This is a genomic window from Pseudomonas sp. GW821-FHT01C01 (assembly GCF_059422645.1).
The window spans coordinates 58,127-70,216 of record NZ_JBWKXF010000031.1 but is presented as its reverse complement, the minus strand read 5'-3'; the positions used below and the strand labels follow the sequence as shown (position 1 = coordinate 70,216).

The window sequence follows — 12,090 nt, the reverse complement described above, 5'->3', positions numbered from 1 at the left end:
GTCGAAAACTGCGTAACTCTTTGTTTATCAAGGAGTTTTCCGTTTCGACTGCGCCGGAAGTGGGGCGAATTATAGGCCTCCAGAATCTGCCGTCAACACCTATTTTCACAAAACTGTCATATAGGTCAAAAAGCCCCCGAAAACAAAAAGGCCGACCCAATGGGTCGGCCTTCTACGCCCATCTACTTACAAGCTAGGGAAGGCGAACTGCGAAGCTTCATGGCTCGCACGCTGCGGCCAGCGCTGGGTGATAGCTTTGCGGCGGGTGTAGAAACGCACGCCATCCGGGCCATAAGCATGCAAATCGCCGAACAGCGAACGCTTCCAGCCACCGAAGCTGTGATAAGCCACCGGCACCGGCAGCGGTACGTTAACGCCGACCATGCCGACTTCAATCTCGTCGCAGAACAACCGTGCCGCTTCCCCGTCACGGGTGAAGATGCAGGTGCCGTTGCCATATTCGTGATCGTTGATCAGTTGCATGGCTTCCTCCAGGCTGTTGACCCGAACAACGCACAGCACCGGCCCGAAGATCTCTTCTTTATAGATACGCATCTCTGGCGTGACGTTGTCGAACAGGCAACCACCCAGGAAGAAGCCTTCCTCGTGCCCCGCCACAGTCAGGCCACGACCGTCCACGACCAGTGTCGCGCCAGCGGCTACGCCGTCTTCTACATAACCGCTGACCTTGTCACGAGCCTGGCCAGTCACCAGTGGGCCCATGTCCAGACCGCAATTGGTACCGGCACCGATTTTCAGTGCCTTGATTTGCGGAACCAGTTTGGCCACCAGGGCATCGGCCACCTGATCGCCCACGCACACAGCTACCGAGATCGCCATGCAACGCTCGCCGCAGGAACCGTATGCTGCACCCATCAGTGCGCTGACAGCATTGTCCAGGTCTGCATCCGGCATCAGCACGGCGTGGTTCTTCGCACCGCCCAGGGCCTGAACGCGCTTGCCGCGCTTGGTGCCTTCGGAATAGATGTATTCAGCAATCGGCGTCGAACCGACGAAGCTCAGCGCTTTGACTTCCGGCGCTTCGATCAGCGCATCCACTGCAGTCTTGTCACCGTGCACCACACTCAGCACGCCTTTCGGCAGACCGGCTTCGAGCAGCAGTTGCGCGATCAGCAGTGTCGAGCTCGGATCACGCTCGGATGGCTTGAGGATGAAGCAGTTGCCGCAGACGATTGCGAGCGGGTACATCCACAGCGGCACCATGGCCGGGAAGTTGAACGGTGTGATACCGGCCACTACGCCCAGCGGCTGGAAGTCAGACCAGGCATCGATGTTCGGGCCGACGTTACGGCTGTATTCACCCTTGAGGATTTCCGGAGCCGCGCAGGCAAACTCGACGTTCTCGATGCCGCGCTTCAGTTCACCGGCAGCATCTTCCAGGGTCTTGCCGTGCTCTTCACTGATCAGTTGGGCGATGCGCGCTTCGTTCTGCTCCAGCAGTTGCTTGAAGCGGAACATCACTTGGGCTCGCTTGGCCGGCGGCGTGTTGCGCCAGGCCGGGAATGCAGCCTTGGCCGCGTCGATGGCGCTCTGGATAGTTTCGCGGGTCGCCAGCGGCAACTTGTGAATAGCCTGGCCAGTAGACGGGTTGAACACATCGACCGCGCGACCGTTCTCGGTCACCAGTTCGCCATTGATCAAATGCGGAATAACGCTCATGGAAGCTCCTGAAAAGTTGTCCACAGGCGCCCACGAAATGACGCCTGCTATATATAGATGCTTTGTGTAGGAGCGAGCTTGCTCGCGAAGATGGTGAGGGCACCGCGTTCATCCAGGCAGCCCACATCATCGTTAATGTCCATCGCGAGCAAGCTCGCTCCTACAGGTGTGTTGTCAAATCAGTCGATCTTGCTCAGCACTTCGCCGACCGCGTCGAACAGGCGATCCAGGTCCTGCGGCTTGCTGTTGAACGTTGGGCCGAACTGCAGGGTGTCGCCGCCGAAGCGGACGTAGAACCCGGCTTTCCACAGCGCCATGCCGGCTTCGAACGGGCGCACGATGGCGTCGCCGTCACGCGGAGCGATCTGGATCGCACCGGCCAGGCCGAAGTTGCGGATGTCGATAATGTTCTTGGTGCCTTTCAGGCCGTGCAGCGCATTTTCGAAATGCGGGGCGACTTCAGCCACGCTCTGTACCAGGTTTTCCTTTTGCAGCAGGTCGAGTGCTGCCAGGCCCGCGGCGCAAGCCACCGGGTGTGCGGAATAGGTGTAGCCATGCGGGAATTCAACCGCGTACTCAGGCGTCGGCTGATTCATGAAGGTCTGGTAGATCTCGGAGCTGGCAATCACCGCGCCCATCGGGATCGCGCCGTTGGTGACCTGCTTGGCGATGCACATCAAGTCCGGGGTCACGCCGAAGGTGGTGGCGCCGAACATGGTGCCGGTGCGGCCGAAACCAGTGATCACTTCGTCGAACACCAGCAGGATGTTGTGTTGATCGCAGATTTCTCGCAGACGCTTGAGGTAACCCTGTGGTGGAACCAGCACGCCAGCGGAACCGGCCAATGGCTCGACGAATACCGCCGCGATGTTCGACGCATCGTGCAGTTCGATCAGCTTCAGCAGTTCGTCAGCCAGGGCGATGCCCCCCTGCTCCGGCATGCCACGGGAGTAAGCATTGCTCGCCAGCAAAGTGTGCGGCAGGTGGTCGACGTCCATCATCGCCTGACCGAACAGTTTGCGGTTGCCGTTCACACCACCGAGGCTGGTGCCGGCGATGTTCACACCGTGGTAGCCACGGGCACGGCCGATCATTTTGGTCTTGGTCGCCTGGCCTTTCAGGCGCCAGTAGGCACGAACCATCTTCACGGCAGTGTCGGCACACTCGGAGCCCGAGTCGGTGAAGAACACGTGGTTCAGGTTGCCCGGCGTCAGGTCGGTGATCTTCTCAGCCAGTTGGAACGACAGCGGATGGCCGTACTGGAAGCCTGGCGAGTAATCGAGGGTGCCCAGTTGCTTGGCGACCGCTTCCTGGATTTCCTTGCGGGTGTGCCCGGCGCCACAGGTCCACAGACCGGACAGCGAGTCATAAACCTTGCGGCCCTTGTCATCGATCAACCAGCTGCCTTCGGCGCCAACGATCAGACGTGGGTCGCGCTGGAAGTTACGGTTGGCGGTGTAAGGCATCCAGTGAGCATCGAGCTTGAGCTGGCTGGCCAGGGAAGTCGGGGCGTTTTCAGGCAAGTTCATGGGCGAAACCTCGCAAGGCAATAAGCGGCGTAGGGATTGAAGACCGTTGTTGCAGCTAAATTGCCACGGGGATAAAGTCGGTGAAATGCAACTCTTCTAATGTTCAGTCAGCCAACTACTAAACTTTTGAGTAACAAGCATGAGCACTCGCCGTCCCGATCCACTGGCCCAGGTCAGCGACTTTGATATTCGCCTGCTGAGGATCTTTCGCAGCGTGGTGGAATGCGGCGGCTTCTCCGCGGCGGAAACCGTTCTGGGCATCGGTCGCTCGGCGATCAGCCAGCAGATGAGCGATCTGGAGCAACGCCTCGGTTTGCGTCTGTGCCAACGCGGACGTGCCGGGTTTTCCCTGACCGAAGAAGGCCGCGAGGTCTATCAATCGGCGTTACAACTGTTAAGTGCACTGGAAAGCTTCCGTACCGAGGTCAACGGCCTGCACCAGCACTTGCGCGGCGAATTGATCATTGGATTGACGGACAACCTGGTCACCCTGCCCCACATGCGCATCACCCATGCCCTCGCTCAATTGAAAGAGCGCGGCCCGGATGTTCAGATCCAGATCCGCATGATCGCGCCCAATGAAGTCGAACAAGGCGTGCTCGACGGTCGTCTGCACGTCGGCGTGGTGCCGCAGGCCAGCGCACTGTCGGGGCTGGAGTATCAACCGCTGTATAGCGAACGTTCGCTGTTGTACTGCGCGGTCGGCCATCCACTGTTTTATGTCGACGACAAACAACTGGACGACAAACGCCTGAACAGTCAGGACGCCATCGCGCCCACCTTCCGTTTGCCAGCGGAGATCCAGGCCCACTATCAAGCGCTCAATTGCACCGCCAGTGCCTCGGACCGCGAAGGCATGGCCTTCCTGATCCTGACCGGACGCTATATCGGTTACCTGCCGGATCACTACGCAAGTCTTTGGGTGCAGCAAGGCCGGTTGCGAGCATTGAAAGCCAAAACGCGCTTCTATGACCTGAGCCTGGCGTCGGTCACACGCAAGGGACGTCGCCCGCATCTGGTGCTGGAGAGTTTTCTCGAGAGTCTCGCGGCGACGCGTTGAAATGTTGGATTACAGAAACCTGTGGGAGCGGGCTTGCTCGCGAAGAGGCCGTGTCAGTCTATATCTGCATAGCTGACACACCGTCTTCGCGAGCAAGCCCGCTCCCACAGTAGATTGCGGTGTAGGGTTTTATTGTGTGAGGACTTGTCTGAAGCCGGTGGGTACGTTATCAACGCACTGGCCGTCCCACCCACCAGTTCGGAATTGCTTATGACCTTTGAAGTCCCAGCCCACGGCGGAAAACCCGTCAGCCGCATTCGTCAGAAAAACGAAGAGACCATCATCAAAGCCGCCGAAGACGAGTTCGCCCGTCACGGGTACAAAGGCACGAGCATGAACACCATCGCCCAGAACGCCGGGCTGCCCAAAGCAAACCTGCATTATTACTTCACCAACAAACTCGGTTTGTACGTGGCGGTGCTGAGCAACATCATCGAGTTGTGGGACAGCACCTTCAACACCCTCACGGCCGAGGATGATCCGACCGAGGCCTTGACCCGTTACATCCGCGCCAAAATGGAGTTCTCCCGACGCCAGCCGCAAGCCTCGCGGATTTTCGCCATGGAAGTCATCAGCGGCGGTGAATGCCTGACCGAGTACTTCAACCAGGATTATCGCGCCTGGTTCCAGGGCCGTGCAGGCGTGTTCCAGGCCTGGATCGACGCTGGCAAAATGGACCCGGTCGATCCGGTACACCTGATTTTCCTGTTGTGGGGCAGCACCCAGCATTACGCCGACTTCGCCACGCAGATCTGCCGCGTCACCGGGCGTACCAAGTTGACCAAGCAGGACATGGAAGACGCCGGGGACAATCTGATCCGCATCATTCTCAAGGGCTGCGGCCTGAAACCCGCCATTTAAGTAGCCATTTCAGGTACGTATGCCTTTTACCCTCAGCGTTTTTTGCGAATACCGCGAAGAGATTCGCAAGAGCCGCTTCATTACCTTCGCCGCGCCAATCTCCAGTCCGGCCGAAGCCCAGGCATTTATTGAACAGCACAGTGACTTGAATGCCTCGCACAACTGCTGGGCGTGGAAGCTCGGCGATCAGTATCGCAGCACCGATGATGGCGAGCCCGGCGGTACGGCTGGCCGGCCGATTCTGGCGGCGATAGAGGCTCAGGATTGCGATCAGGTCGCGGTGCTGGTGATTCGCTGGTATGGCGGCATCCAACTGGGCACCGGGGGGCTCGCCCGGGCTTATGGCGGTGGTGCGAACAAATGCCTGCAAGCGGCGCCAAAGATTGAGCTGATCAGCCGGGTACCGCTGCGTTGCGCTTGCGGGTTTGCCGAGTTGGCCTTAGTCAAGCTTCGGGTGGAACAGGCGGGGGGATTGGTTGTGGATGAAACCTTCACCGCCAATGGTGTCGAGTTGCAGTTGGCCGTGGGCGATGCACAGATCGATACCTTGCAGTCACAACTGGCCGATTTGAGTCGCGGGCGCATTTTGTTGCAGCGTTAAAAGGCTCAGCACAGACTGCGATCTTTTGGGGCACGCCGCTTTTCCACTTATTCCATATTTGCCCACATCTACTGTGCACCCGGCTGTGGATAACCTGAGCACATTCGGCTGCAACCCTTCTGTCATGCGGCTTTGCGGGCTTTGCTCAATTTTCGTCCAATTAGCCATCAAGAACATCAAATTCAAACAAATACAAACAGTTACAACGGTTTATCGCCTTTAGAAGAAAGCTGCTCAGTGCTTATTCCCGTGCTTTGAGCTTGCGCACAAATACTGTGGAGCAATCTGTGGATAACCCGTTCATGGGCCTCGCGGCGCCAGATCCGGCACGGCCTCCAGCCAACTGCTCACTTTTTAACCAAACCGCAGCGGGCAAATTCGGAGCCTGATCCAAGGCCTTGCCCTCAAGTGGTGCCGTGGCGCAGAAACTTAATGGCTAATTCGCGGGATCAGCAGGTGAGCCTGCTCGCGATAGCTGCCGAACAGGCAACACCTGAGCGACGCCCCACGCCAATTCAAAAATCAGAAAAACCACCAGCAGCGAACTCGCGCCATGGGCAAGGGCATAAGCCTGCCATGCCGAAAACAGAAATCTCGCGACCGAGTCATACCGCCCATAAATTTGCTGTGGATCACGAATCCGCAGCACCGCCCATACGCAGACAATCGACCCCAACAGATTCGCCATCAACATGTGCACCGGTTCGAACGGCGGCAGTTCACCGGGCAAACTCAACGCCTGGCTCACACCCGTCAAAACCCCATGCAATGCCGCAAAACTCCACGGCGTGACAAACGCGACCGTCACGATCAGGTCGTACCAGGCACTGCCTTGCACCAACCGGCGATATTGCGTTGTAGTCCACATCGACATTGCTCCATCAATTCTGGGAGCAACAAGGCTAAAGCCTGGAGTATGCTCCAGGGTCAAGCCCTTCGAGACGTCATGATGCGTATCGGTGAATTAGCCCAGGCCAGCGCCGTCAGCCGCGACACATTGCGCTTCTACGAGCAGCGCGGGTTGATCGCGGCGCAACGCAGCGCCAATGGCTATCGCGACTATCCGCCAGACATGGTGCAACTGGTGCAGTACATCAAGACCGCTCAACGGCTGGGCTTTACCCTCGGCGAGATCGGCAACAGCGTCGCTGCAATCTGGCAGTCACCCGATCCCGACCGTGCCGTCACGCAACTGCTGCAAGACAAACTCAAACTGATCGAAGCCCGCATGGCCGAACTCGGCGCGCTGCGCGATGAGTTGCAACAACGGCTCGGGCAACAGTGTCCATTGAATCCACGACTCTGAATCTTCAAGGAAGCCAATCATGTCCAAGGCAAAAACCGCACTCATCATCGGCGCCTCCCGGGGGCTTGGCCTCGGGCTGGTGAAAACCCTGCTGGCCGATGGCTGGCAAGTCACCGCCACCGTGCGCAATCCGCAAAAAGCCGAAGCCTTGCAGGCCTTGGGCAAGGTGCGGATCGAAAAGCTCGACATGGACGATCAGCAAGCGGTGATCGCGCTGAGCCAACAACTGAAGGGTGAAGTGTTTGACCTGTTGTTTGTCAATGCCGGGGTCAAAGGGCCGGATGTCCAGACGCCGAACGGTGGCGCGACGATGGCCGAAGTCGGTCAGTTGTTTTTCACCAACGCCGTGGCGCCGATCAACCTGGCCCAGCGTTTTGTCGAGCAAATCCGCCCGGACACCGGCGTGCTGGCGTTCATGAGTTCGGTACTGGGCAGCGTGACCATGCCCGATGCGCCGGAACTGGCACTGTACAAGGCCAGCAAGGCTGCGCTGAATTCCATGACCAACAGCTTCGTCACCCAGTTGGGCGAAACCCAACTCACCGTGCTGTCGCTGCACCCGGGCTGGGTGAAAACCGACATGGGCGGTGAAGGCGCGGACATCGACGTGGAAACCAGTACCCGTGGCCTGGTCGATCAGGTGAATGCGTATGTCGGCAAGGGTGGGCATCACTTCATCAATTACAGGGGCGAAACCATTCCCTGGTAAACGCCACCCTTACTGTAGGAGCGAGCTTGCTCGCGATGGTGTGTCAGCCGACAGCTATGTAGCTGATACTCCATCGCGAGCAAGCTCGCTCCTACAGGGGTTACACATCGTCTGGTCGGGCCGGGCTTGCCCCGGGCAGCATTTTGATCGAAACTCCGCATCTCGCCTCCCCGGCGAACCTGGATCAGCAGACAGGGCAACACTGAGCTGGCAACCCTGAACCCTACTTTCAGAGGAGCCGGCAACATGCCTGCGACCCGTACCTGGTTAAAAAATCCCCTCGCCATTTTCACGGCCAACGGTCTCGATGCCCGTGGCGGTCTGGTGCTGCAAGACGGCTTGATCGTCGAAGTACTCGGCGCCGGCCAACAACCGTCCGCACCGTGCAATGAAGTGTTCGATGCCCGCGAGCATGTGATCCTGCCGGGGCTGATCAACACCCATCACCACTTCTATCAAACCCTGACCCGAGCCTGGGCACCGGTGGTCAATCAGCCGCTGTTCCCCTGGCTGAAAACCCTGTACCCGGTCTGGGCACGCCTGACCCCGGAAAAGCTCGCCCTCGCCACCAAAGTAGCGCTGGCCGAGTTGCTGCTGTCCGGTTGCACCACCGCGGCCGACCACCACTACCTGTTTCCGGAGGGTCTGGAAAACGCGATCGACGTGCAAGTCGAAAGCGTCCGTGAACTGGGCATGCGCGCCATGCTGACCCGCGGTTCCATGAGCCTCGGCGAAAAGGACGGTGGCCTGCCGCCACAACAGACCGTGCAGGAAGGCGAAGTGATCCTCGCCGATAGCCAGCGGCTGATCACCGAGTACCACGAACGCGGTGACGGCGCGCAAATCCAGATCGCTCTGGCACCGTGCTCGCCGTTCTCGGTGACGCCGGAAATCATGTCGGCCAGTGCCGAGCTGGCGAACAAACTCGACGTGCGCCTGCACACCCACCTGGCAGAAACCCTCGACGAAGAGGATTTCTGCCTGCAGCGCTTCGGCCTGCGCACCGTGGACTATCTGGACAGTGTCGGCTGGCTTGGCCCGCGTACCTGGCTGGCCCACGGCATTCATTTCAACCCGGACGAGATCGCCCGCCTCGGTGCCGCCGGGACCGGTATCTGCCATTGTCCGAGTTCGAACATGCGCCTGGCCTCTGGCATCTGCCCGAGCATCGAGCTGACCGATGCCGGTGCCTTGCTTGGATTGGGCGTGGACGGTTCGGCGTCCAACGATGCCTCGAATATGATGCTCGAAGCGCGCCAGGCGCTGTACATCCAGCGCCTGCGCTACGGCGCCGAAAAGATCACCCCGGAGCGTGTGCTCGGCTGGGCGACCAAAGGCTCGGCCAGTCTGTTGGGGCGTACCGATATCGGCGAACTGGCAGTGGGCAAACAGGCTGACCTGGCCCTGTTCAAGCTCGATGAACTGCGCTTCTCCGGCAGCCATGATCCGGTCTCGGCACTGCTGCTGTGCGGCGCCGATCGCGCGGACCGGGTGATGGTCGGCGGCAAGTGGCGGGTGATTGACGGGCAGGTCGAGGGGCTGGACCTGAAGGGCTTGATTGCTGATCACAGCCAGGCGGCGCGGCAGTTGATCGCCGGGACCTGATACAACACCGATTAAAACTGTGGGAGCGGGCTTGCTCGCGAAGGCGTTGTAGCAGTCGATATTTATGTGACTGACACACCGCTTTCGCGAGCAAGCCCGCTCCCACATTGGTTTTGTGGAGGGTTCAAAGGCCCAGCATCGACAACATGATGAACGTCGCAAACAACACGAAGTGAGTCGTGCCTTCAATGGCGTTGGTTTCAGTGATCACCGACCTTTTCCGCCAGCAACTCAGTCTGATCTTGCCTTAGCGCACCAATGGGTGGCAGCTGTGCCAGGACATGCACTTTTATCGGACTTCACGAACCTATCGCGAGCCTGCTCGCGATGGCAACACCGCGGTTTCAAGTTTTGTTGTGCTGTTGGTCAGCAGTTTGCATTGCCCTGTGCAGGCGCAAGAGTCCAGCCAACCTCACAACAAAATGGAGTCAAAACTCATGCATAACCGTCCGTTGAAGAAGCTGCTTTGCGCCGTTGCGTCGGCCATCGGCCTGAGCGCCTGCCTGACTGCCAGTGCCTACGCCCCGCTGATCGACCGGGGCGTGGACGTGGTGTTCCAGCACACCAACAGCCCGGCGCCGATCCAGGCCGCCGAACGCCGCGGCGTCTATGCCGTGGGCTACGCTTCGGACATGGCGTACTTCGGGCCGAAAGCGGTGCTGACCTCCATCGTCAATGACTGGGGTCCGCACTACATTCAGGCGACCCAAAGCGTGATCGACCATGACCGGAAGTCCCAGAACTACTGAGACGGATTGACGGACGGCACGATTGAGCTGCCGATCAGCAACCTGGTGCTGGCGACGCTCAAGAGCGAGTGATGAACCGGCCGGTCAGGTTTTACCAATTGTTGCAGCAACACTCTGTAGAATGGCGACCATTGCACCTGATGAGAAAAGAATCATGTACGACTGGCTGAACGCCCTGCCCAAGGCAGAATTGCACCTGCACCTGGAAGGCTCGCTGGAACCCGAGCTGTTGTTCGCCCTGGCCGATCGCAACAAGATTGCCCTGCCCTGGAACGACGTCGAAACCTTGCGCAAGGCGTATGCCTTCAACAACCTGCAGGAGTTCCTCGACCTGTATTACCGGGGTGCCGATGTACTGCGCACGTCCCAGGACTTCTATGACCTGACCTGGGCTTACCTGCTGCGCTGCAAAGAGCAGAACGTAATTCACACCGAGCCGTTCTTCGACCCGCAGACCCACACCGACCGAGGCATCCCGTTCGAAGTGGTGCTCAACGGCATCGCCGCCGCACTGAAGGATGGTGAGCAGCAACTGGGCATCACCAGTGGTTTGATCCTGAGCTTCCTGCGTCACCTGAGTGAAGACGAAGCCCAGAAAACCCTCGACCAGGCGCTGCCGTTCCGCGATGCGTTCGTCGCCGTGGGCCTGGACAGCTCCGAGATGGGTCACCCGCCGAGCAAGTTCCAGCGTGTGTTCGACCGTGCCCGTCACGAAGGCTTCCTGACCGTCGCCCACGCCGGTGAAGAAGGCCCGCCCGAGTACATCTGGGAAGCCATCGACCTGCTGAAGATCCAGCGCATCGACCATGGTGTGCGCGCCATCGAAGACGAGCGCCTGATGCAGCGAATCATCGACGAACAGATCCCGCTGACCGTGTGCCCGTTGTCGAACACCAAGCTTTGCGTGTTCGATCACATGTCGCAGCACAACATTCTCGACATGCTGGAACGCGGCGTAAAAGTGACCGTGAACTCCGATGACCCGGCGTACTTCGGCGGCTATGTCACCGAGAACTTCCATGCGCTGCACACCCACCTGGGCATGACCCGGGACCAGGCCAAACGCCTGGCGCAGAACAGCCTCGATGCGCGGTTGGTGAAGCCCTGAGCAACACCGCAAGTCCAACTGTAGGAGCTGGCTTGCCAGCGATGGCGCCCTCTCATTCAACAATGATGCCGAATTGGGCACCGCCATCGCCGGCAAGCCGGCTCCTACAGCGCCATTTCCAGCTCGGTTTCCTTGGCAAAGCGGTGGATCTCGCGTTGCCCGGCGGCCGTCACCTGCAAGGCTCGGGAATCGTTGGGCAGGCTCAGCCAACCCGACTGCATGAACAGTTGCAACAATGCCGCGCCCAGAGAGCCGCCCATGTGCGGGCGTCTTTCGCTCCAGTCAGGGCACGCGCAGGCAACCCTGCCGTTGTGATGGGCCAGCGCCTGGATGAACACGCCCCGTGCCGCCAACTCCGTCGCGCCCTTGAGCGTGACCGTGACCCGCTGATCAAACTGTTCGATCCAGCCTGCCTCGAGCAATCGCTGATACAGATCGGCGGACAGGGTGCCCCCCAGGTGATCGTCGCACAGTCGGGCACTCAGTAATGACGAACGCAGCGCCCGGGGTTTGGCCAGAGGCGCATTACGCTTGAAGACGTCCGGAATTTCCAGGGGTGCACTGGCGAGCGTCGCGCTGGCCAACGCTTCGATTGCCGCCCCGACTTCGGGAGCAGCCAGGCGGAAGAAGCGTTTGCGGCCACGGTTTTCAACCCTCAACAAGCCTCCGGCGGACAAGCGTCCCAGGTGTGCGCTGGCCGAAGACGGCGACAGGCCGGCCAGCAATGCCAGCTCTTCGGTTGCTCGCGCCGAACCGTCCATCAAGGCCCACATCATTGCGCTGCGCTTTGGGTCAGCCAGCAATGTGGCGATCTGGCTGATGCAAGGTGCATGTTCCATGTATTCACTCCCTGTTGAATCGTTTCGTCTACTGCCCAGAGAC

11 protein-coding genes and 1 pseudogene are annotated in these 12,090 nt (G+C 59.5%); 8 read left to right on the top strand and 4 right to left on the bottom strand.

All coding sequences use genetic code 11. The features are described 5' to 3' along the window. Positions 1–186: 186 nt before the first annotated feature. Together AC07XF_RS18875 and aptA are read right to left on the bottom strand one after the other, a co-directional pair. Complete coding sequence (locus tag AC07XF_RS18875; protein WP_090452969.1) at positions 187–1,680, bottom strand: CoA-acylating methylmalonate-semialdehyde dehydrogenase; 1,494 nt, start codon at positions 1,678–1,680, stop codon at positions 187–189. Between the two features lie 179 nt (positions 1,681–1,859). Continuing rightward, positions 1,860–3,209 (bottom strand): omega-aminotransferase AptA, encoded by a 1,350-nt coding sequence (aptA, locus tag AC07XF_RS18870; protein WP_495027628.1) that lies wholly within the window; start codon positions 3,207–3,209, stop codon positions 1,860–1,862. A gap of 139 nt (positions 3,210–3,348) precedes the next feature. Here aptA and AC07XF_RS18865 point away from each other — a divergent pair, with 139 nt between their 5' ends. The 3 genes from AC07XF_RS18865 (at position 3,349) to AC07XF_RS18855 (ending at position 5,731) form a co-directional block, all read left to right on the top strand. Then, positions 3,349–4,269 (top strand): LysR family transcriptional regulator, encoded by a 921-nt coding sequence (locus AC07XF_RS18865; RefSeq protein WP_495027627.1) that lies wholly within the window; start codon positions 3,349–3,351, stop codon positions 4,267–4,269. 210 nt (positions 4,270–4,479) lie between these two features. Beyond that, positions 4,480–5,130: a TetR/AcrR family transcriptional regulator gene (locus tag AC07XF_RS18860; RefSeq protein ID WP_007971879.1), complete on the top strand. Its 651-nt coding sequence runs from the start codon at positions 4,480–4,482 to the stop codon at positions 5,128–5,130. A 19-nt stretch (positions 5,131–5,149) separates the two neighbouring features. Then, entirely contained in the window at positions 5,150–5,731 is a 582-nt protein-coding gene (locus AC07XF_RS18855) for an IMPACT family protein (RefSeq protein WP_495027626.1), read from the top strand. A gap of 436 nt (positions 5,732–6,167) precedes the next feature. Here the strand turns inward: AC07XF_RS18855 and AC07XF_RS18850 are convergent, their stop codons facing one another. Further along, positions 6,168–6,599, bottom strand: coding sequence for a hypothetical protein (locus tag AC07XF_RS18850; protein ID WP_495027632.1), 432 nt, complete (start codon positions 6,597–6,599; stop codon positions 6,168–6,170). Between the two features lie 81 nt (positions 6,600–6,680). Between AC07XF_RS18850 and AC07XF_RS18845 the strand changes: the two genes are divergently transcribed. From AC07XF_RS18845 to AC07XF_RS18825, 5 genes and pseudogenes are all read left to right on the top strand, one after another. Beyond that, positions 6,681–7,037 carry a MerR family transcriptional regulator gene (locus AC07XF_RS18845; protein WP_116265389.1) on the top strand — a complete coding sequence of 119 codons (357 nt, stop codon included), beginning with the start codon at positions 6,681–6,683 and terminating at the stop codon, positions 7,035–7,037. A gap of 19 nt (positions 7,038–7,056) precedes the next feature. Further along, entirely contained in the window at positions 7,057–7,746 is a 690-nt protein-coding gene (locus AC07XF_RS18840) for an SDR family oxidoreductase (protein WP_495027625.1), read from the top strand. 246 nt (positions 7,747–7,992) lie between these two features. After that, complete coding sequence (locus AC07XF_RS18835; RefSeq protein ID WP_495027624.1) at positions 7,993–9,351, top strand: 8-oxoguanine deaminase; 1,359 nt, start codon at positions 7,993–7,995, stop codon at positions 9,349–9,351. Positions 9,352–9,860: 509 nt separating this feature from the next. Next, a pseudogene (locus AC07XF_RS18830) lies at positions 9,861–10,169 on the top strand (BMP family ABC transporter substrate-binding protein); the annotation flags it as partial. Positions 10,170–10,254: 85 nt separating this feature from the next. Then, positions 10,255–11,208: an adenosine deaminase gene (locus AC07XF_RS18825; protein WP_495027623.1), complete on the top strand. Its 954-nt coding sequence runs from the start codon at positions 10,255–10,257 to the stop codon at positions 11,206–11,208. Between the two features lie 104 nt (positions 11,209–11,312). Here AC07XF_RS18825 and AC07XF_RS18820 read toward each other — a convergent pair whose 3' ends face one another. Continuing rightward, complete coding sequence (locus AC07XF_RS18820; protein ID WP_495027622.1) at positions 11,313–12,047, bottom strand: ArsR/SmtB family transcription factor; 735 nt, start codon at positions 12,045–12,047, stop codon at positions 11,313–11,315. Positions 12,048–12,090: the final 43 nt, after the last annotated feature.

Coding starts and splice junctions, on each gene's coding strand:
- AC07XF_RS18875 (WP_090452969.1), bottom strand. CDS start 1,680: ATGAGCGTTATTCCGCATTTGATCAATGGCGAACTGGTGACCGAGAAC.
- aptA (WP_495027628.1), bottom strand. CDS start 3,209: ATGAACTTGCCTGAAAACGCCCCGACTTCCCTGGCCAGCCAGCTCAAG.
- AC07XF_RS18865 (WP_495027627.1), top strand. CDS start 3,349: ATGAGCACTCGCCGTCCCGATCCACTGGCCCAGGTCAGCGACTTTGAT.
- AC07XF_RS18860 (WP_007971879.1), top strand. CDS start 4,480: ATGACCTTTGAAGTCCCAGCCCACGGCGGAAAACCCGTCAGCCGCATT.
- AC07XF_RS18855 (WP_495027626.1), top strand. CDS start 5,150: ATGCCTTTTACCCTCAGCGTTTTTTGCGAATACCGCGAAGAGATTCGC.
- AC07XF_RS18850 (WP_495027632.1), bottom strand. CDS start 6,599: ATGTGGACTACAACGCAATATCGCCGGTTGGTGCAAGGCAGTGCCTGG.
- AC07XF_RS18845 (WP_116265389.1), top strand. CDS start 6,681: ATGCGTATCGGTGAATTAGCCCAGGCCAGCGCCGTCAGCCGCGACACA.
- AC07XF_RS18840 (WP_495027625.1), top strand. CDS start 7,057: ATGTCCAAGGCAAAAACCGCACTCATCATCGGCGCCTCCCGGGGGCTT.
- AC07XF_RS18835 (WP_495027624.1), top strand. CDS start 7,993: ATGCCTGCGACCCGTACCTGGTTAAAAAATCCCCTCGCCATTTTCACG.
- AC07XF_RS18825 (WP_495027623.1), top strand. CDS start 10,255: ATGTACGACTGGCTGAACGCCCTGCCCAAGGCAGAATTGCACCTGCAC.
- AC07XF_RS18820 (WP_495027622.1), bottom strand. CDS start 12,047: ATGGAACATGCACCTTGCATCAGCCAGATCGCCACATTGCTGGCTGAC.